15 protein-coding genes and 1 pseudogene are annotated in these 19972 nt (G+C 56.9%); 7 read left to right on the top strand and 9 right to left on the bottom strand.

Going from position 1 to position 19972, the window contains the following annotated elements; translation table 11 throughout:
- The coding region (locus tag ABYP39_RS09275) for an ABC transporter permease (protein WP_372782191.1) at positions 1-1604 on the top strand (1604 nt) is incomplete at its 5' end.
- Positions 1605-1684: 80 nt separating this feature from the next.
- Positions 1685-2071 (top strand): glycine cleavage system protein GcvH, encoded by a 387-nt coding sequence (gcvH, locus tag ABYP39_RS09270; protein ID WP_372748608.1) that lies wholly within the window; start codon positions 1685-1687, stop codon positions 2069-2071.
- Between the two features lie 218 nt (positions 2072-2289).
- Here the strand turns inward: gcvH and ABYP39_RS09265 are convergent, their stop codons facing one another.
- Complete coding sequence (locus ABYP39_RS09265) at positions 2290-3756, bottom strand: YdiU family protein (RefSeq protein ID WP_372782193.1); 1467 nt, start codon at positions 3754-3756, stop codon at positions 2290-2292.
- A gap of 126 nt (positions 3757-3882) precedes the next feature.
- Between ABYP39_RS09265 and ABYP39_RS09260 the strand changes: the two genes are divergently transcribed.
- Positions 3883-5007 carry a DUF819 domain-containing protein gene (locus ABYP39_RS09260; RefSeq protein WP_372748607.1) on the top strand — a complete coding sequence of 375 codons (1125 nt, stop codon included), beginning with the start codon at positions 3883-3885 and terminating at the stop codon, positions 5005-5007.
- On the opposite strand, the gene ABYP39_RS09255 is transcribed toward ABYP39_RS09260, so the two are convergent.
- Complete coding sequence (locus tag ABYP39_RS09255) at positions 5002-5883, bottom strand: acyl-CoA thioesterase domain-containing protein (RefSeq protein WP_372782189.1); 882 nt, start codon at positions 5881-5883, stop codon at positions 5002-5004. The two genes, ABYP39_RS09260 and ABYP39_RS09255, sit on opposite strands and share 6 nt — an antisense overlap.
- A gap of 173 nt (positions 5884-6056) precedes the next feature.
- Between ABYP39_RS09255 and ABYP39_RS09250 the strand changes: the two genes are divergently transcribed.
- On the top strand, positions 6057-6602 hold the full coding sequence (locus ABYP39_RS09250; RefSeq protein ID WP_372748605.1) for a 2,4'-dihydroxyacetophenone dioxygenase family protein: 546 nt from the start codon (positions 6057-6059) through the stop codon (positions 6600-6602).
- A gap of 52 nt (positions 6603-6654) precedes the next feature.
- Here ABYP39_RS09250 and ABYP39_RS09245 read toward each other — a convergent pair whose 3' ends face one another.
- Positions 6655-8001 carry a sigma-54-dependent transcriptional regulator gene (locus tag ABYP39_RS09245; RefSeq protein WP_372782187.1) on the bottom strand — a complete coding sequence of 449 codons (1347 nt, stop codon included), beginning with the start codon at positions 7999-8001 and terminating at the stop codon, positions 6655-6657.
- Positions 8002-8018: 17 nt separating this feature from the next.
- Entirely contained in the window at positions 8019-9710 is a 1692-nt protein-coding gene (locus ABYP39_RS09240) for a PAS domain-containing sensor histidine kinase (protein ID WP_372758388.1), read from the bottom strand.
- Positions 9711-9819: 109 nt separating this feature from the next.
- Between ABYP39_RS09240 and ABYP39_RS09235 the strand changes: the two genes are divergently transcribed.
- Positions 9820-11448: an NAD+ synthase gene (locus tag ABYP39_RS09235; protein ID WP_372782185.1), complete on the top strand. Its 1629-nt coding sequence runs from the start codon at positions 9820-9822 to the stop codon at positions 11446-11448.
- A 2-nt stretch (positions 11449-11450) separates the two neighbouring features.
- Here ABYP39_RS09235 and ABYP39_RS09230 read toward each other — a convergent pair whose 3' ends face one another.
- Complete coding sequence (locus tag ABYP39_RS09230; protein WP_372749073.1) at positions 11451-11987, bottom strand: PadR family transcriptional regulator; 537 nt, start codon at positions 11985-11987, stop codon at positions 11451-11453.
- Positions 11988-12103: 116 nt separating this feature from the next.
- Here ABYP39_RS09230 and ABYP39_RS09225 point away from each other — a divergent pair, with 116 nt between their 5' ends.
- The gene (locus ABYP39_RS09225) at positions 12104-14134 is read left to right on the top strand and encodes an FAD-dependent oxidoreductase (protein ID WP_372758387.1); all 2031 of its coding nucleotides are present in this window, start codon (positions 12104-12106) and stop codon (positions 14132-14134) included.
- Between the two features lie 36 nt (positions 14135-14170).
- Complete coding sequence (locus ABYP39_RS09220; protein WP_372749071.1) at positions 14171-14611, top strand: nuclear transport factor 2 family protein; 441 nt, start codon at positions 14171-14173, stop codon at positions 14609-14611.
- A gap of 153 nt (positions 14612-14764) precedes the next feature.
- On the opposite strand, the gene ilvD is transcribed toward ABYP39_RS09220, so the two are convergent.
- The 4 genes and pseudogenes from ilvD to rho all read right to left on the bottom strand — a co-directional run.
- Complete coding sequence (gene ilvD, locus ABYP39_RS09215; RefSeq protein ID WP_372758386.1) at positions 14765-16612, bottom strand: dihydroxy-acid dehydratase; 1848 nt, start codon at positions 16610-16612, stop codon at positions 14765-14767.
- Between the two features lie 94 nt (positions 16613-16706).
- Positions 16707-17840 (bottom strand): radical SAM family heme chaperone HemW, encoded by a 1134-nt coding sequence (gene hemW / locus ABYP39_RS09210; RefSeq protein WP_372749242.1) that lies wholly within the window; start codon positions 17838-17840, stop codon positions 16707-16709.
- A gap of 14 nt (positions 17841-17854) precedes the next feature.
- A complete protein-coding gene (ubiD, locus tag ABYP39_RS09205; protein ID WP_372782183.1) occupies positions 17855-19330 on the bottom strand; it encodes a 4-hydroxy-3-polyprenylbenzoate decarboxylase in 1476 nt (491 codons plus the stop codon).
- A 126-nt stretch (positions 19331-19456) separates the two neighbouring features.
- A pseudogene (rho, locus tag ABYP39_RS09200) lies at positions 19457-19972 on the bottom strand (transcription termination factor Rho); the annotation flags it as partial.

The following is a 19972-nucleotide window of genomic DNA, read 5'->3' as shown; positions in this document are numbered from 1 at the left end:
CGGGCCAGCGAAGCCTGCGCCCCCTGTCGCGGATTACCGCTTCGATAGCTGTGCTGGCTGTGCTGGCGCCCATTCTTGTGGTGGTCTTCAGCTGGGGCTCTGATCAGACCGAGATATGGCAGCACCTGATCGCCACGCAGCTCTCGGGGCTGTTGCGCAACACCCTGGTGCTGCTGGTGGGGGTGGGGCTCACGGTGTCGTTGCTGGGTATCAGCCTCGCCTGGCTGGTAGTGATGTGTGAGTTTCCCGGGCGCGCAAAATTCGAATGGTTACTGATGCTGCCGATGGCCGTGCCCGCCTATGTGCTGGCCTTTGTGGTGTTGGGGCTGTTTGATTTCAGTGGCCCGTTGCAAACGTTTTTGTCGCGGGAAATGGGCCTGCCACTGGTGGATGTTCGCCACGAGGTGGTGGTCATACTCGTGCTGGCGCTTGTGTTGTATCCCTACGTCTACATGCTGGCGCGCAGCGCCTTCCTGTCGCAAAGCAGTGATACCATCGAGGCGGCGCGCAGTCTGGGTGTGAGTGCGTGGGGCGCCTTTTTTCGCGTGGCACTGCCGATGGCTCGGCCTGCGATTATTGCCGGCGTGTCACTGGCGCTGATGGAAACTCTGGCGGACTTCGGCACCGTAGCGGTTTTCAATTACGACACGTTTACCACGGCAATCTACAAAGCCTGGTTTGGGTTTTTCAGTTTGCAGGCAGCGGCGCAGTTGGCGTCGTTGCTGCTGCTGTTTGTGGCGCTGACCCTGTTTGCTGAAAAGCGTCTGCGCGGTAAGCGTCGCTACGTGCAGGGTGGTCAGCTACATCATCACTTTCGCCATACGCTGACGCCACTGCTGGGGTGGCTGGTTGCGGCCTACTGCGCGCTAGTGTTGACGATCGCTTTTTTCCTGCCGGTGGCGCAGATGCTGGTTTGGGCCTTTGAGGTTGGTCGGGCGCAAATAGATGCGCGCTTTATGGCGTTGCTGTGGCACTCCCTGTCACTGGCCCTGCAGGCTGCCGTCATCACCGTAGCGATTGCTGCCCTGCTGTCCTTTACCCGCTGGCGCTCGACGGTTAGGCAGCGCGCATTTTTTGACCTGGCTCAGCTCGGGTATGCTCTGCCCGGTTCGGTGTTGGCTGTGGGTGTAGTGATTTCTTTTACCGCCATTGAAAAGCAGTTGCTGTTTCCGTTGCAGGATTGGCTGGGTCTCGAAAATCGTTCCCTGCTGGTGGGAACCGTGATGGCCCTTCTTGCGGCGTACTGGATTCGTTTTCTGGCCGTGGCCAGCGGTCCGATTGATGCAGCGCTGTTGCGCATCAAGCCCTCGATTCCCGATGCGGCGCGGACCCTTGGTGCAACCCCGCTGGAGGTTTTGTGGCGCATCTATCTGCCGATGCTGCGCCCAGGACTGCTGACGGCTGCCATTCTGGTGTTTGTCGACGTTATTAAGGAGATGCCGGCTACGCTGCTGTTGCGGCCTTATGGCTGGGATACGCTCGCGGTGAGGATTTACGAAATGACCTCGGAAGGTGAGTGGCAGCGCGCCGCGTTGCCAGCCCTTACCATCGTACTGTTGGGGCTGGTGCCCGTGATCATCAGCATCAAACGCACGGTGAAATAGCCGCTATTCAGCCGCGCACAGTTTTTATTTGTGAACAGCGGCGGTAGAATGCGCATTTTTGCGATGACCGGGAAAATACCATGAGCAACTCGCCCAGCGAACTGAAATACGCCAGCAGCCACGAGTGGGCACGCCTTGAGGCCGACGGCACCATTACTGTGGGTATCACCGAGCACGCTCAGGATGCACTGGGTGATGTGGTGTTTGTCGAACTGCCGGAAGTCGGTGCGACATACAGTGCCGGGGAAGAGATCGGCGTGGTGGAGTCTGTTAAGGCTGCTTCAGATATCTATGCGCCAGTGAGTGGAGAAGTAATTGCCATCAATGAAGCTCTGGAAGAATCGCCCGAAGTGATTAACGCATCACCCTACGACGATGGCTGGTTTTTCCGTCTTCAGCCGGAAGAGCTGGGTGAGCTGGAGAATCTGATGGACGCAGAGTCTTATGATGCGCAGTGTGAGGATTAAGATTTGCCTGCTCGCAGATGACTCAAAGGCCCTCACATGAGGGCCTTTTTTGTTTGCGAAGATATAATTAAAGGGTTGTACGACCAGTGGCACTCTGGCGCCTTGTAGGCGCCAAGAGGCGCAGGCCAAAGGTCGCTCGCCCGGCTGGGCGAAACAGGCCTTAGAGTAAACAAGACCTCAACTCTACAATCAGAGCGTACTGCTCAGAGAAGTTAAAGTTACGTTCCGCAAAACGTCTGGCAAACTGCCTCTTCCGGCGCGGCCGGACGCGCATAGTCCAGCCACTCTCCTCGGTCGTCGAACGGTTGTCCTATCACCTCAAGCAACTGGTTGAAAGGCAAAAAATCTCCTTTGTAGGCCGCGTTGATCGCTTCCTCTACCCGGTGATTGCGCGGAATATACAGTGGGTTGGCGCGCTGCATCTGCGCGGCTCGTGATTCGCTGCTCTGCGAGTCCCGAGCGATACGCTCATCCCAGCGTTGCAGCCAATCACTAAATGAGGAGGGGAAATCCCACAGTGTTTTCACAAGCTCACGGCCACTGGCGCGTTCAGCCAGGCGACGGAAGGCCAGGGTGAAGTCGGCCTTTTCCTGTTTGAGCAGAGTGAGGAAATCTTTTAACAGTTCGTCATCGCTGTCAGTGAAATCAGATAGCCCCAGCTTGTTCGCCAGTACCTTTTGGTAGGCGGCGACAAAGCGCTCTGGAAATGCATTGACTTCGGACTGGGCGATCTTGACCGCCTCGTCTTCGTCGGTGTGCAACAGCGGCAAGACGGCTTGCGCAAGGCCTGCCAGGTTCCAGTGCGCGATGTGAGGTTGATTGCCATAGGCGTAGCGGCCGCCGTGATCAATGGAGCTGAACACCGTGGCGGGGTCGTAGCTTTCCATAAATGCGCAGGGGCCGTAATCGATCGTTTCACCGCACAACAACATATTGTCGGTATTCATTACGCCGTGAATAAAGCCAAGCCCCTGCCATTGTGCAATCAGATTGGCCTGTGCGCCGATCACGGCATTCAGCATGGCCTGCACCGGATTGGCGCTATCGGCAGCATGCGGATAGTGACGCGCAATCACATGATCGCACAACGCGCTGAGCGCCTGCCTGTCATCGCGCGAGGCAAAGAATTGTGCCGTTCCCACCCGAATATGACTGCTCGCTACCCGCGTGAGAATGGCGCCGGGCAGCGCGTTGTCCCGATAAACCGTATCGCCGGTGGTGACGGCGCCTAGCGCGCGGCTGGTGGGTACACCCAGCGCGTGCATTGCCTCGCTCACAAGGTATTCGCGCAGTACCGGGCCCAGTGGCGATTTACCGTCGCCGCCCCGGGAGTAGGGGGTACGCCCCGAGCCTTTGAGTTGTATGTCGTAGCGATGCCCGTCCGGGGCAACGATTTCACCAATCAGCAAGGCTCGGCCGTCACCGAGCTGGGGGTTCCAGGAGCCGAATTGGAAGCCCGCGTAGACAGTGGCAATAGGGTCTGCGCTATCGGGAAAAGCGCGGCCGCTGAGCATATCCAGTCCGGCGCTGGATTCCAGCCATGTCTTGTCGATTCCCAGTTGTGTGCACAAGGGCGTGTTGATTCGAATCAGGCTGGGGGCGGGCACAGACTCAGCATGTTGGCGGTGAAAGAACTGCGCGGGTAAACGGGCGTATGAGTTGTCGAAAACGGGTGGTTGCGGCATAGCGAGCATCGTTGGACTGAGTGTTCCCCACTTTATCATTTCTGGGGTTTGCTTGCGGCTTCAGCCACCAATCTTCACAATACGGCGCGACCTTCGACCAAAATCATAATAAAGGCTGTGCTTACCATGTCTCTGATCTCGCCCGACCACGATTTTGCCGTGCTTACCGCTGTGCTCGTTATAGTCGCGTTGGGTATGGCAATGGAAACCCGGCCCCGAATCGGGCAGTTTGGTGTGCTGTTTATTATCCTCTTTCCCGCCTTGCTCAGTGGTCTGGATGTGTTGCCGCGCAGCGCTGATGTCTACACGATGGTGGTGCGAGATTTTGTGCCGCTGTCGCTGCCCATGTTGCTGTTTCAGGCGGATCTGCGCCGTATCTGGCGTGAGTCCGGGCGCGTAATCCTCGCGTTTCTGGGGGCTGCGAGTGCGACCGTCGTCGGTGCGCTGATCGCACTGCCACTGGTTAATCTGGGGGCCGAAGAAGGGGTGTGGGTCGGTATTCTTACGGCGGGCTTTATTGGTGGAAGTGCCAATGCCGGGTCTGTGGCCGTGGCCATGGACATGGCGAGCGACCCAATGATGGGCGTGGCTGTGGCCTCGGTGTTCGCCGTGGCGGTGCCTTTTCTGGCGCTGCTGTTGACGCTGCCAAGCATGCCTCGGCTATGGCGCTGGTTCAGCCCTGAGCCGATTCGGGATGCGGCGCTGCCTGTCGGCGCTATGGCGGCGGAGCGGCGCTCGATTACGGCCGCCAGCCTGGGGGCGTCGCTTGCCATGAGTGCCATGATCTGTGTGCTGAGTGAGTGGACAGCCAGTCTGCTGGATTACCCGCCGGCAAAATTTCTAATGATTACTCTGCTCAGTGTGACGTTCGCCACTGTGGCGCCACGGCAGGCAGCGCGCCTGCATGGGCACTATGAAGTGGGCCAGATACTGATTTACTGCTTTTTCGCCGTGATCGGTGTGCAGATCAATTTTGTGCTGGCGGCCACTGAAGGTGCGCAAATCATGCTGTTTACCGGCATTTTGCTCACCACTCACCTGGTACTGCTGTCACTGTTTGGGCGCTGGCTGAAGCTCAATGGCGCCGAGCTGGCGGTGGCGTCCAATGCCTGTATTCTCAGTCCGCCCACTGCGGCGGCGATGGCGGTGGCCAAGGGTTGGCACAATCTGGTAACGCCTGCACTGCTGTGCGGTGTGTTTGGCTACGCCATTGCCAATCTGGTTGGCATCACACTGGCCGAGTTACTATGAGTTTTCGCTGCTCGTGGCCTTAAAGCGCATGATGCCTTCCTGTGCGGTGCTGGCAACCAGTTGTCCGGCTCGATTGAAGATCTGGCCACGCACAAAACCTCGTCCGTTAGACGCGCTGGGGCTGTCTATGGCATAGAGCAGCCAGTCGTTAAAATCAAAGGGGCGATGAAACCACAGACTGTGGTCGATGGTGGCCATGCGCAACCCTTCGGTAAAGAACGATACCTCGTGGGGCTGGGTGGCAGCGCCCAGAAACAGAAAGTCCGAGGCGTATGCCAAGGCGTACTGATGTATGCGCTGATCGTTGGGCAGCTGGCCATTGGCTCGCATCCAGAGGTGCCACCGCGGTGCCATTCGTTGTGGTTGCAGTATGTTCTGTTTTTCCACTAGCCGAAAATCAATGGCCTTCAGGGCGGAAAATTTCGGTAACCAGTCTTCTGGCGTGCGGCGTATGTTGTCCTGGAACAATTCAAGGCCGGTTTCCAGCGTTTCCGGTGCCGGCACCTCGGGCATGGTCGAAGCGTGATCAAAGCCGGGCAGAGGCACTTGAAAGGAGCTGGTCATAAAACAGATGGGGTTGCCTTTCTGCATGGCCTTGACTCGACGATTGGAAATAGTGCCGGCGTCGAGCGTATTTTCCACCTCAAAAATAATGGGAAGGTCTGAGTCGCCGGGGCGCAGAAAATAGGCATGCAGCGAGTGGATCTCGCGATCCTCGGGTACCTGCTGTTTGGCGGCAGATAGAGCCTGGCCGATAACCTGGCCGCCGTACACACGGCCCCAGTCGGTCACCTCACTTTGACCGCGATAGAGGTTTTCATCGAGTTTTTCCAGGCGAAGTATGTCGACCAGCTGGTCGAGGGCTGTCCTTGTCACGCGGGGGCTTCCATCCGGTTACGGCGCTGCCATTATACCGCGAGTGGGTGTGGAGGTTGACGCGCAATATCGACAATAAGGCGCACAAATGCCGCGGGTGACGGATTTGTCATGGAGTTTTTACGGCGCCACCGATAGGCTTTATAGAATTAACGTGTTCACAGGAGATGGCGATGGATCAGGCAAAAATAGAAGCATTAATAGCGGAGTTCGAAAACCGACCTATCATCCCCACGGTGGGCTCTGCGGAAACCCTGCTGTTGGAAGACAACGATATGCCCTGGCTCATGTCGCCCGACGGGAGTCAGTCGCAGCTGTTGCAGGTAGACCTGAATCAGGGACTGTGGGTGGTGAAGAACCGTTTTATGCCGGGCTTTGCCATCGACAAGCATTACCATACGGGCTCGGTGTTTGCGGTAACCCTCAAGGGAGAGTGGTTTTACAAGGAATATCCGGATCAGGTTAACAAGCCCGGCTCCTACCTGTTTGAGCCTGCCGGTTCAGTACACACCTTGACCGTGCCGGAAAAGCAGGACGGGCCTACGGAAGTCTGGTTTGCGATTTATGGCGCCAATATCAATATGGACGACGAGGGCAATATCATCTCGGTCATTGATGCGCCGGCCATTCTTGATGGTTACACCAAGTACTGTGATGCGATGGGCGAGAACTACGAGAATCTGATCGTCAATGGTGCGCAGCCCTACAAGAAGGGCTAGTAAGCACAATCGTCAGTGGTCTTACTCCGGACGACTGACGATTTGCACAAGGCTATTCCAGAATCTTTTTCGCACGATAGCGGAACTGCCGAAAACTTAAACCCAGTAACTCCGCCGCTTCTGTTTTATTGCCCCCAGTGTGCTCCAGCGCCGCTTCAATGGCGGCGCGTTCAATATCCTGCAGGTATCCCTCCAAGTCGCCAAAGGCCGCTTCAATCCCTTTCTGGGGAGTGCTGCCAATGCCGTTGCTGGGGCTGGGTAGTTGCAGGTCATCGACGTCAATGGTGTCGTCGTCACACAGAGTGACGGCGCGCTCCAGAATGTTTTCCAGTTCGCGCACATTGCCGGGAAAGGCGTAGCTGGTGAGGGCGCCGAGAGCATCCGGTGTCAATGTTGGGGTGGCGATACCCCAGTCAGCGCACAGTCGGTCAAGAATGGTTTTGGCGAGCAAGGGTATGTCGTCAACGCGCTCGCGCAGAGCAGGTACTTTTACCTCGATAACATTGATGCGATAGAACAGGTCGGTACGAAAATGTCCGGCCTCAACCTGCAGTGCAAGGTCTTTGTGGGTCGCGCTTAGCAAACGAACATCTACGCTGACTTCTTTGTTGGATCCGATCGGGCGCACGCTCTTGTTCTGGATGGCGCGCAGTAGTTTGACCTGCATATTCAGGGGTAAATCAGCGATCTCGTCGAGAAACAGTGTGCCGCCATTGGCCGCTTCGAACAGGCCGGCTTTATCGCTGCTGGCGCCGGTAAAGCTGCCCTTGGTGTGGCCAAAGAATTCGCTTTCCATGAGTTCGGATGGAATGGCGCCGCAGTTCACCGGCACAAATGGGCCATCGCTGCGCGGGCCGCTGGTGTGTATCAGTCGCGCAACCACTTCCTTGCCGCTGCCGGATTCGCCGCTGATATACACCGGTGCCAGGCTGCGGCTCAGTTTAGTAATCTGTTTGCGCAGTGACACCATATGCTGGGTTTCGCCAATCAGACGGCTGGTACTCTGCATGAGGTCTGCACCGGCTTCCTGGCTTTCGAGGCTAACCGCGTTTTTTACCAGCGTTCGCAGGCGATCCAGATCAATCGGCTTGGAGATGAAATCAAAAGCTCCGGCCTTGAGTGATTCCGTGGCCAGCTCGACACTGCCAAAGGCTGTAATTACCGCTACAGGTATCTCTACCGGACTTTCCTGCAAGTGTTTGATGATGTCCAGTCCGCTGCCGTCGGGCAGCTTCATATCCGTCAGGCAAAGGGCAAAGTTATGTGCGTCAAGCAGGCGATAGGCTTCTTTGAGGTTTTGAGCGCTGTGCGTGGTGTAACCCATGCGCATTAGTGTCAAATCCAGCAGCTCGCGGATGTCGGGTTCGTCGTCAATAATGAGGATCGGGTTATGTTTCATAGTGGCGTGATTGGGCCTTAATCAATACTGTGACGGCGCATGGGATGGCTGAAGGATAGCCGAAAGCAACTCTTGCCGTCATTGTTGCGAAGCCAGGTTATGTTCATCTGGTTGGCTTCGCAAAGCTCTTTGCAGATATAAAGCCCCAGGCCAGTACCTTGGGGCTCGGTGGTAAAAAAGGGTTCAAACAAGCGCTCGACATATTCTTCGCTCACACCGGGACCGTCGTCAATCACCTCGAGAGTAGGCGCCGGGTGACTTTGAGCGTCACGCAAAAACAGGCCAACACGACGCTCGCCGGTAGCCTTATGACTGTAGCGCAGGCCGTTGTCCACAAGAACAGTAAGCAGCTGATGCAGCTGATCCTGGTCCACGTTGACGGTGAAACGCTGGCCCTCTGCAGCCACAGCAAGCGTGCAGGCATCGGGTGTGGATGCCTCGTAGTCGCGGCAATACTCGTGCAGCCAGTTGTGTAAGTCAAACGCCATAGGTTGGGGGTTTTTGCGCCGTGACAGCTGCAGAATATTCTCGATGATATTATTCATACGACCTGATTGCTGCTGCACAATGTCGATCAGTCGTTGGTCGGTGGCATCAAGTGATTCAGATTCTGCCAGCAGTTGGGCGGCATGGCTGATCGCACCAAGCGGGTTGCGGATTTCGTGGGCAATACTGGCAGTGAACTGACCCAGAGAGGCGAGTTTCATCTGCTGCGCCTGCTGCGCCAGCTGACTGACATCTTCGATGAATAGCAGCACGGTGTCCTGATCGTCTTCGCTCAGGTTGGCTCGATGCACCTGCAGAGTGCGGCCTGACTCCTGCATCCGAAACTGGGTGTGTTGTCGGCGGTCGCTGTGCAGTGCAGCATGTAGCGCTTCCATGGATCGTTGGCGTATCGCACCGTTGTGAGCCATTTCGCCGTCAGTTTCTTCCTGTGTGTGCTCGCGCTGCTCCTGTTTAAGTGCTTCGCGTAGCGGCAGAGGGGCAAGCTGTGGCATCTGGTTGTTGCGGTAGCTCATGCCCACCATTTCGGCGGCAGCATCGTTGATCAGGCGGATAATGCCATCGCGGCTCAGCACCATAATGCCGGTGCGCATGTTTTGCACAATGCGCTCGCTGATCTTCAGCAGTTGTTGCACGTCGGCCTCGTGGGCTTCGGCCAGCGCCTGAGCTGAAACAATGCGGCGCGAGAGGTATTGCACGGCTAGGCTGGTGGTGAAAAATGCCATGCCCAGCAGGCCGGCGCCGGCAAATTCGGCACTGCTTTGCTGTTCGTAAAATACCCGATAGAAGCTGTCGGCAATCACGGTGATGGACGCCATTGCGGCGAGCAGAGTGCCTAGCCGGGCCGACAGGAGCATGTTGCCAGCGGCAACCGTGGGCATCACCAAAAGAGCCATGCCGTTAGCGTCGTCTGCCGAGCTGTGGTGGATCAATACCAGTGCCAGAATGTCGAGCAACAGGGCCGAAAAAACCTGCGCCGAATTGCCGACTCGCGCGCTGATCAGTTGGTAAAAAAGAAGTACCACCGCGAAGCACGAAAACGCGCCGGCGGTGGTGATAAACACCAGCGGTTCATGTTTGCCCACGACCGGATCGTCGGCAGTAAGCAGAAACATGATGGTGAGGATTAATGCCAGCAGCGAGCGGTAACCCGAATAGATGACGAGCAGAGCCCAGTTCTGGCGATTCTCGGCGGTATGCTGCATGGAAAGTGCCTAGCGTGAGAAGGCCTAAGTGTACCGCCTCATGCAGCGGGATGCGATCAGCCAGTTCTGCTAGAATGCCTGCTTTCATTGAGTGTGGTGCGGAGTAGAAATGAGCTCTGAAGTGCGCGTCGTGATGGCGCAGATCAATACGGTGGTTGGTGATATTGCCGGCAATGGGGAGCGGATTCGCGAAGCTGTCGAGCAGGCTGTTGCCCAGCGCGCCGATCTGGTGGTCTTTCCGGAACTGGCCTTGACCGGGTACCCGCCTGAAGATCTGTTGCTGCGGCCCAGTCTTGAAATTCGTGTGAAAGCCGCGCTGGAAGCGTTGCTGCCGGCCTCGAAGCAGATAGCGCTGTTGATAGGTTTGCCGGTGCATCGTGGCGGCAGACTCTATAACGCAGCGGCTTTGTTGCGAGACGGCAAACTAGAGAGCACCTACTGCAAACAGAAACTGCCCAATTATCGGGTCTTTGACGAAGTGCGTTACTTCGCCGAGGGCGAGGGTGCGACGGTTTTTGAATTGAAAGGGCTGCGCTTTGGGGTCACCGTCTGTGAGGATATCTGGTCACCGGAACCGGCGGCGAAAGCTGTTGCCGCTGGTGCGCAAGTGATTGTGAATCTGAATGCCTCGCCCTATCACGTCGGCAAGCAGGCGGAGCGCGAGGCGGTGGTGGCCAAGCGCTGTGCCGAGAATTCGGTGCCGGTGCTGTACGTGAATCAGGTTGGCGCCCAGGATGAGTTGGTGTTTGATGGCGGGTCGTTCGCAATGGATGCGCAGGGTGGCGTGTGTACGCGTGCTCATCATATTGATGAAGAGCTGCTGCCGGTCACGCTTGAGAAGACAGCGGACGGCTGTACGGTGAGGCGTGAAGATCTCGCTGAACAGCCCGCCGAGCTCGCCACCATCTACGATGCGTTGGTGGTTGGCGTGCGCGACTATGTGAACAAAAATGGATTCAAGGGTGTTGTCCTCGGTCTGTCCGGTGGCATCGATTCGGCATTGACGCTGGCAATTGCGGTGGATGCGCTGGGTGCCGAGCGGGTCGAAGCCGTGATGATGCCGTTCAAGTACACCTCCAGTATGAGTCTGGAAGACGCGGCCAAAGAGGCGGAGACTTTGGGGGTGACCTACAAGGTGATTTCCATTGAGCCAATGTTTGATGCCTTTACCGAAGCTCTCAGTGACGAGTTTGCAGGCCTCAAACGTGACACCACTGAAGAAAACATGCAGGCGAGGATTCGCGGTGTGTTGCTGATGGCCATCTCCAACAAGAAGGGCTATCTGGTACTGACAACGGGCAATAAAAGTGAGATGGCAGTAGGTTACTCGACCCTCTATGGCGATATGGCGGGAGGGTTCGATGTGTTGAAGGATGTGTCAAAACAGCGTGTATTTGCACTGTCGCGTTACCGCAATACGCTGTCGCCGGCCATTCCCCAGCGGGTGATCGACCGGCCCCCGTCAGCTGAACTGGCGCCAGATCAGAAAGACGAAGATTCGCTGCCTCCCTATGAAATCCTGGACCAGATTCTTGAGCACTACATCGAGCGCGATGAAAGTGCCGAATCTATCATTGCGATGGGGTTTGATCGCGCCGAGGTGGAACGGGTGGTGCGGCTGGTAGACATCAATGAATACAAGCGCCGCCAGGCGCCAATCGGTACACGCATCACCCAGCGCGGTTTTGGTCGTGACCGGCGCTATCCCATCACCAACCGCTGGAAAGCGGGCGTATAGCGCTAATCATCATCCTGGGCGAGTACCGAGAGGGCCTCGTCCAGCACTTCTATCCAGTAATTTTCGTGTTTCAGCCCGGCCTTGAGCACCACGTGGCGCAAGGCTGCTGCCCGGTCTGACGGTGCCTTGCTGAAATCACGAGCTTCAAATTCTTGATACAGAGCACGCTTGGCAACATGTTCTTCGCGCAGTGCCTGTAGCGACTTGGCAAGCCCGGCAGGGCCTATCGCGCCTTCTGCTCGCAGACGCACCATCAGGGGATCGCGCAGCGGCGCTGGCTCGCCGCATTCGGCCACCCAGCGTTTCAATTCCTGGCGTCCTTTGCCCAGCACCCGGTGGATTTTCTTGACCCCGCGTGCGTTCTCTTCCGGGGTGGATTCAATCAGCCCGTCGCTCTCCATACGGCCTAGCTCTTTGTAAATCTGCTGATGGGTGGCGCTCCAGAAATAGCCGATGGAGCGGTCAAAACGCTTGGCGAGATCAAGGCCCGATGCAGGCTTTTCAATTAGGGCGGTCAGCAGGGCGTGGCGCAGCGACATGTCGGAATCCGGGTGGGGTGCATTGCAGAGGTAAAGTGTGCCTGAATCAGCGCTATTTGCAACTAGTTGCAATTGGTGTAGGATTAATTGCAACTAGTTGCATTAAAGGCGATCTCATGACCCACTACCCTCACCTTACCCGCCCGCTGGACCTTGGTTTTACCACGCTGCGCAATCCCGTATTGATGGGCTCCATGCATGTGGGTTTAGAAGAAGCAGAACACGGTTTTGAGCGCATGGCCGCGTTTTATGCGGAGCGGGCGCGCGGCGAAGTGGGCTTAATGGTTACCGGCGGTATTGCGCCGAATGACGAGGGACGGCCATTGCCCGGCGGCGCCAAACTCACCACCGAAGCCGAAGCTGACGAGCACCGCATCATTACATCGGCGGTGCACGACGCCGGTGGCAAAATTGCTATGCAGATCCTGCACTTCGGCCGCTATGCCTATCATCAGGACCTGGTGGCGCCCAGCGCGATTCGGGCGCCGATCAATAGCGCCACACCCCATGCGCTGACCGACGATGAAGTTGAAAAAACCATCGAGGACTACGTGAACTGCGCTGCTTTGGCCCAGTACGCGGGTTACGACGGTGTTGAGATCATGGGGTCGGAAGGCTACCTGATTAACGAATTTATCGTGCAGCGCACCAACAAGCGCGATGACCGCTGGGGCGGAAGTTATGAGAACCGTATACGGTTCCCGCTGGAGATTGTGCGGCGAGTGCGAGAGCGAGTAGGCCCGAACTTTATCATCATCTATCGACTGTCCATGCTGGATCTCGTGGAGGGCGGTTCCAGTTGGGACGAAGTGGTGCAGTTGGCGCGCGCCATTGAAGCGGCCGGGGCCACCATACTGAACAGCGGGATAGGTTGGCACGAAGCGCGGGTTCCCACGATTGCCACCAAGGTGCCCCGTGGGGCGTTTTCTTGGGTAACACGGCGCCTGATGGGTGAGGTCAGCATCCCGGTGGTGGCGAGCAACCGAATCAACACGCCGGAGGTGGCGGAACAGTTGTTGGCAGATGGCAGCTGTAACATGGTGTCGATGGCACGACCGTTTCTGGCAGACTCGCAGTTTGTTCGCAAAGCGCGCGAGGGGCGGGCCGATGAGATCAACACCTGCATTGGCTGTAATCAGGCCTGTCTCGACCATACCTTCTCGGGCAAGATTACCTCATGCTTGGTAAACCCGCGCGCCTGTCATGAAACTGAGCTGAAATTGGAGCCGGTAGAGCAGTCGCGGCATGTCGCGATTGTTGGCGCAGGTCCTGCCGGGTTGAGTTGTGCGGTTAGTGCAGCAGAGCGTGGGCATCGCGTGACGCTATTTGATGCGGATGCGGATATCGGCGGGCAATTTAATATCGCCAGGCGCATTCCCGGTAAAGACGAATTCAGCGAAACCTTGCGTTATTTCCGACGCCAGATCGAACTTCTTGGTATCGAGTTGCGCCTTGGTGTTCGTGTTAGCTCTTCTGATCTGGAAGCTGGTGGTTTCGATGACATCGTCATTGCGACAGGAATTTTACCGCGCACTCCCGCTATTCCCGGCATTGATCACCCGAAAGTTGTCAGCTATCTCGACGTGCTGAATGATCGCGTACAGGTTGGCGACTCTGTGGCGATTGTGGGTGCCGGTGGTATTGGTTTTGATGTGGCGGAATATCTCGCGCACCGGGGGGATGCTGGCAATGACCCCAGCGACTACGTCGAGACCTTTTTCCGCGAATGGGGCGTGGATACCGACTACGGAGAGGCCGGAGGCCTGAAAGCCGCAGACGTGACTCCGGCGGCCAAAAGCCTGCATTTGCTGCAGCGCAAGGCTAGCAAGGTGGGTGCGCAGCTGGGCACGACGACGGGTTGGATACATCGCCGTTCGTTGGCGGCCAAGGGTGTGCAGATGGCCCCGGGTGTGTCCTATCGCCGCATTGATGATGACGGCCTGCATATTGAAACCGCTGACGGTGAATCGGTCTTGCCGGTAGACACCGTTGTGATTTGCGCCGGTCAGGAACCGCAGCGTCAACTGGCTGATGAACTTGAAGCGGCTGGTCTGAAGGTGCATGTGATTGGTGGCGCTGATGTGGCGGCGGAGCTGGACGCCAAGCGGGCTATTTGGCAGGGCACTACCCTGGCGGCGGCGCTGTAAGCGCCCCGTCTATTATTCTTGATTGAGGAGAGTGCGGTGTTGGACATTCCAGAAAATTTGCACCCCGCGGTGGCGCAGTCTTTGACCACTTGGCATGACATGGTTGAGCGGGCCGACCTGAAGGCCCTTGAGAGTATTGTGCACCCGGAGGCAACTTTCCGGTCGCCCATGTCAATCAACCCGTATGCACCGGCCGAGGCGCTGGTGATGGCGCTCAGCACGGTGATAACGGTGTTTGAAAACTTAACCTATCACCGCCAGTTTGCCAGCGACGATGGGCTCAATGTGGTGCTGGAATTCAGTGCCGATGTCGGCGACCGTTCGGTAAAGGGGATCGACATGATCCGCTTTGACGAGCAGGGTCTGATTACGGATTTTGAAGTGATGATCCGACCTTTCAATGGTCTGCAGGCCTTGGGTGCTGCCATGGCGGCGCGTATCGGGGATAAGCTGCCGTCGTTTAAAGTGCGTAAATAAAAACGCTAAACGTAATGTAGTGTGCTTCAGCAATCGATATGTAGCGGTATTCACGAGCACCTAAACGAAAGCTTATCTACCTGGGTTTACGTAGCGCCATAAAAAAAGGCACACCGTAGTGTGCCTTTGTTGCCGGTTTCGTTCAGCGTGGGCCTAGCGAGTTATCTGATCCAGATCGCGCACCGCGCCGCGGTCGGCACTGGTTGCCATCATGGCGTAGGCCTTCAGGGCGGTGGAAACTTTGCGCGGGCGCGGTTTCACCGGTTTCCACGCGGCGTCGCCTTTGGCTTCCATCGCTTTGCGGCGCTCGGCCAGTTCAGTATCGCTGAGGTCCACATTGATGGTGCGGTTGGGAATATCGATCTTGATGATGTCGCCCTGTTCTACCAGCGCGATGGCGCCGCCCGCTGCTGCTTCGGGTGATGCGTGACCGATAGACAGGCCAGAGGTGCCGCCGGAAAAGCGACCATCCGTTAACAGTGCGCAGGCTTTGCCTAGCCCTTTGGACTTTATATAGCTGGTCGGATACAGCATTTCCTGCATGCCCGGGCCGCCTTTGGGGCCTTCGTAGCGCACAATGACCACGTCGCCAGCTTTGACCTTGTCCGCGAGAATATCGCTGACGGCATCTTCCTGGCTTTCGCAGATATGGGCTGGGCCTTCAAACACCAGAATGCTGTCATCCACGCCTGAAGTTTTAACCACGCAGCCGTTTTCCGCGATATTGCCAAACAGTACCGCAAGACCACCTTCAAGCGAGAAGGCGTTTTCCAATGAACGAATACAACCGTTGGCGCGGTCGCTGTCCACACTTGGCCAGCGGGTGCTCTGGCTAAAAGCTTCCTGAGTGGGGATGCCAGCGGGGCCTGCCTTGTAAAAGGTTTTTACGGCTTCGTCCTGGGTGGTTGTGATGTCCCACTTTGCCAGGCCTTCAGCCATAGTGGCGCTGTGTACGGTAGGACAGTCGCCGTGCAGCAGGCCGGCGCGGTGCAGTTCTGACAAAATACCAACCACGCCGCCGGCGCGGTGCACGTCTTCCATGTGGTATTTCTGGGTGTTGGGAGCCACCTTGCACAATTGCGGAACCTTGCGCGACAAGCGGTCAATGTCCTGCATAGTGAATTCCAGCTCTGCTTCCTGCGCAGCAGCAAGCAAGTGGAGAATAGTGTTGGTGGAGCCGCCCATGGCGATATCGAGGCTCATTGCATTTTCAAATGCTTTGAAGCTGCCAATATTGCGCGGCAGAACCGAGGCGTCGTTGTCTCGGTAAAAGCGCATGGCCAGATCGACAATGCGACGTCCCGCTTCCAGGAACAGTTCGCGACGATCTGCGTGGGTGGCCAGCAGTGAGCCGTTGCCGGGCAGAGATAGGCCCAGCGCCTCAGTCAGACAGTTCATAGAATTGGCGGTAAACATGCCGGAGCAGGAACCACAGGTCGGGCAGGCGGAGCGCTCGTATTCGGCAACCACTTCATCGCTGACGCTGCTGTCGGCAGCAATGACCATGGCGTCGACCAGATCCAGGCCGTGGTCGGCCAGTTTGGTTTTACCAGCTTCCATGGGGCCGCCGGAAACAAAGATCACCGGAATGTTCAGACGCATAGCGGCGTTAAGCATTCCGGGCGTGATTTTGTCGCAGTTGGAAATGCACACCAGCGCATCGGCGCAGTGGGCGTTAACCATGTATTCCACCGAATCGGCGATCAGGTCGCGTGAGGGCAGGCTGTAGAGCATGCCGTCGTGGCCCATGGCGATACCGTCGTCCACCGCAATGGTGTTGAATTCCTTGGCGACGCCACCGGCTCGTTCGATTTCGCGGGCAACCAGCTGACCCATATCTTTCAGGTGAACGTGTCCGGGTACAAATTGGGTAAAAGAGTTGGCGACCGCGATTATCGGCTTCTGGAAATCTTCGTCTTTCATGCCCGTTGCGCGCCACAGGGCACGGGCGCCAGCCATATTGCGTCCGGCGGTTGAGGTTTTCGACCGGAAATCAGCCATGTTCTACACCTGTCGTTGAAAAATGTTGGTTGAAAATCTGGAGAGTAAGTTTACCACAGCTGGCCCCAGGCAATCAGGGGCGAAGATGCGTCAATCACGGTAGGAAGTGAGCGACCACATCGTTCAGATATCGCTGGCCGAGCGCTGTGCAGTGTACCTGCTCATTGCGGCATTCCAGTAGTTCCAGCGCGCAGAGTCTGTCGATGATCGGCATTATTGATGTTGGATCCAGGCCGGTGCGTAAGCTGAACAGAGACAGGGCAAAGCCGTGATTCAAGCGCAGTGCATTCATAGCGAATTCAAAGGGCAGATCAGCGGCCGCGATATCTTGCGATTGTGCTGTGCGCGAACCGGCGCGCTGCAAGTAATGATCTGGCAGGCGGGTCTTTTGGTAGCGAGTAATACTGCCATTGCGAGTGACTTTGCCGTGAGCACCGGCACCCAGGGCGAGGTAATCGCCAAACTGCCAGTAGTTCAGGTTGTGACGGCTTTCTTCGCCGGGCGCGGCATAGGCAGATACCTCATACTGCTGCAAGCCCCGGCCTGCGATGAGCCTCTGGCCGGCCTGCTGAATATCGGCGAGCGTATCCTCCACTGGCAGGGTGGGTGGTGCGTTGTAAAAGTGGGTGTTGGGTTCAATGGTTAGCTGGTACCAAGACAGGTGGCTGACGCCGCTGTCGAGGGCGCGGCTGATATCGTCCAGTGCGTCGCGAGTGGTTTGCTCGGGCAGGCCGTGCATCAGGTCGACGTTAATGCGGTCAAAGCCAACTGCCTGAGCGCTGGCAATCGCATGCTGTGCTTCGTTGCTGCTGTGAATGCGCCCCAGTTTTTCCAGCTGCACATCCTGAAAGCTCTGCACGCCCAATGACAGTCGGTTAATACCAGCTGCGCGGTAACCCTCAAACTTTTCCTGCTCGAAGGTGCCGGGGTTGGCTTCCAGCGTGATTTCACAGTCATCGCTGAATGAAAGCTTAGTGCGTAAGGCGCGAAACAAGGTGTCGTAAGCTTGAGCGGAAAACAGGCTGGGCGTGCCACCGCCGATAAACACCGAGTGAATCGGACGGTCTTGAACAAACTCGAGATCGTGGTTCAGATCTTCCAGCAGGGCATCGATGTATGACGCTTCAGGCAGAGCTTGCTTTTGCTCGTGAGAATTGAAGTCGCAATAGGGACATTTGCGAATGCACCATGGAATATGAAGGTAGAGGGCGAGCGGTGGCAGTGTCATGGGTTTGGGCAAACTCAGCTGTCTGTCGACAGGCCCAGATCTTTCCACATGGCATCTACCCGCTGTTTTACCTCATCGTTCATCACAATCGGTCGTCCCCACTCCCGATCAGTCTCGCCTTCCCACTTGTTGGTGGCGTCCATCCCCATCTTGGAGCCGAGACCGGAAACCGGAGAGGCGAAATCCAGGTAATCGATAGGCGTGTTTTCCACCAGTACGGTATCGCGGGCCGGGTCCATGCGCGTGGTCATGGCCCAGATTACATCGTTCCAATCGCGGGCGTTTACGTCATCGTCTGTGACAATCACAAACTTTGTGTACATAAACTGGCGCAGGAAGGACCACACGCCAAACATCACGCGTTTGGCATGACCCGGATATTGCTTCTTCATGGTGACCACCGCCATGCGATAGGAGCACCCTTCTGGCGGCAGATAAAAGTCTACGATTTCAGGAAACTGTCGCTTGATAATCGGTACAAACACTTCGTTCAGTGCCAGCCCTAGGACGGCCGGTTCATCCGGTGGGCGGCCGGTATAGGTGCTGTGATAGATCGGATTCGGCCGGTGCGTAATATGCGTCACGGTAAACACCGGAAAGCGCTCTACTTCATTGTAGTACCCAGTATGGTCCCCAAAGGGGCCTTCGTCGGCCATTTCATCCGGTGCAATGTAGCCTTCGAGAATGATTTCGGCGCTGGCGGGAACCTGCAAGTCATTGCTAAGCGATTTAACGACTTCGGTTTTTGAGCCGCGCAACAAGCCGGCAAAGCCGTATTCGCTGATGGTGTCGGGTACAGGGGTCACTGCGCCGAGCACGGTGGCAGGGTCGGCGCCAAGAGCAACTGAAACCGGATAGTTTTCACCGGGGTGCAGTGCCTTGAACTCCTGAAAATCCAGCGCGCCGCCGCGATGCGACAGCCAGCGCATGATCAGCTTGTTGCGGCCGATCAGTTGCATACGATAAATGCCGAGATTCTGCCGCTCTTTGTTGGGTCCGCGAGTAATTACCAGCGGCCAGGTTACCAGTGGTGCGGCATCGTCCGGCCAGCAGGTTTGAATCGGAATTTGGTTGAGATCAACCGCGTCGCCTTCCAGCACGATATCTTGGCAGGGGGCGCTGCGTAGTTGCTTGGGCGCCATATTCAACACTTGTTTGAAAATGGGAGCTTTGTTCCAAGCGTCGCGCAACCCCTTGGGTGGATCGGGCTGGCGCAGAAACGCGAGTACTTCGCCCACTTCGCTTAATGCAGAAATGGATTCCTGGCCCATGCCAAGCGCTACGCGCTTTTCGGTGCCAAACAGATTGGCGAGCACGGGCATGGAAAAGCCAATAGGGTTTTCAAACAGCAGCGCAGGGCCGCCGGCGCGCAAAACCCGATCGCAGATTTCCGTCATCTCCAGTTTTGGATCGACAGGGTGGGTAATGCGCTTTAGCTCACCGATGGCTTCGAGGTGGGCAATGAAGTCTCTGAGATCGGCGTATTTCATTGGCTGTGCTGTGTGACGTGTGTTTTGGGAGCGCGCTGTGCTCGCGAATTTTGCCGCACTGCGGTGGGGTTCGCGGGCAAGGCCCGCTCCCACCGTAGCCTGAGTAACACCACAGATATCGTGGCGTTACTTGCGCTTCATCGAATCAAAAAAGTCGTTGTTGGTCTTGGTGTCTTTCAGTTTGTCCAGCAGGAACTCAACGGCCGGTGTATCTTCCATGCCATGCAGCAGTTTGCGCAGAATCCACATGCGCTGCAGTTCGTCTTCGCCGGTAAGAAGTTCTTCGCGGCGGGTACCGGAGCGGCGGATGTTAATGGCCGGATAAACACGCTTTTCCGCGATCTTGCGGTCAAGGTGGAGTTCCATGTTGCCGGTGCCCTTGAACTCTTCGTAGATAACCTCGTCCATTTTGGATCCGGTATCGATCAGCGCGGTGGCGATAATGGAGAGGCTGCCGCCTTCTTCCACATTACGCGCGGCACCGAAAAAGCGCTTGGGGCGCTCCAGTGCATGGGCGTCGACACCACCAGTCAGTACCTTGCCTGAGCTGGGCACGATGGTGTTGTAGGCGCGGGCCAGGCGGGTGATAGAGTCGAGCAGAATCACCACATCGCGTTTATGCTCAACTAGGCGCTTGGCTTT

This window comes from Litorivivens sp., from assembly GCF_041625495.1.
Taxonomy (GTDB): domain Bacteria; phylum Pseudomonadota; class Gammaproteobacteria; order Pseudomonadales; family Spongiibacteraceae; genus Litorivivens.
Note: the sequence above shows the minus strand (reverse complement) of the source record. Positions and strands in the feature narration are given on the sequence as shown.

Bases quoted from the DNA above. Each gene is read 5' to 3' on its own strand.
- ilvD (WP_372758386.1), bottom strand. From the start codon at position 16,612: ATGGCTGATTTCCGGTCGAAAACCTCAACCGCCGGACGCAATATGGCT.
- hemW (WP_372749242.1), bottom strand. From the start codon at position 17,840: ATGACACTGCCACCGCTCGCCCTCTACCTTCATATTCCATGGTGCATT.
- ubiD (WP_372782183.1), bottom strand. From the start codon at position 19,330: ATGAAATACGCCGATCTCAGAGACTTCATTGCCCACCTCGAAGCCATC.
- ABYP39_RS09230 (WP_372749073.1), bottom strand. From the start codon at position 11,987: ATGTCGCTGCGCCACGCCCTGCTGACCGCCCTAATTGAAAAGCCTGCA.
- ABYP39_RS09245 (WP_372782187.1), bottom strand. From the start codon at position 8,001: ATGAAACATAACCCGATCCTCATTATTGACGACGAACCCGACATCCGC.
- ABYP39_RS09250 (WP_372748605.1), top strand. From the start codon at position 6,057: ATGGATCAGGCAAAAATAGAAGCATTAATAGCGGAGTTCGAAAACCGA.
- ABYP39_RS09235 (WP_372782185.1), top strand. From the start codon at position 9,820: ATGAGCTCTGAAGTGCGCGTCGTGATGGCGCAGATCAATACGGTGGTT.
- ABYP39_RS09240 (WP_372758388.1), bottom strand. From the start codon at position 9,710: ATGCAGCATACCGCCGAGAATCGCCAGAACTGGGCTCTGCTCGTCATC.
- gcvH (WP_372748608.1), top strand. From the start codon at position 1,685: ATGAGCAACTCGCCCAGCGAACTGAAATACGCCAGCAGCCACGAGTGG.
- ABYP39_RS09225 (WP_372758387.1), top strand. From the start codon at position 12,104: ATGACCCACTACCCTCACCTTACCCGCCCGCTGGACCTTGGTTTTACC.
- ABYP39_RS09265 (WP_372782193.1), bottom strand. From the start codon at position 3,756: ATGCCGCAACCACCCGTTTTCGACAACTCATACGCCCGTTTACCCGCG.
- ABYP39_RS09260 (WP_372748607.1), top strand. From the start codon at position 3,883: ATGTCTCTGATCTCGCCCGACCACGATTTTGCCGTGCTTACCGCTGTG.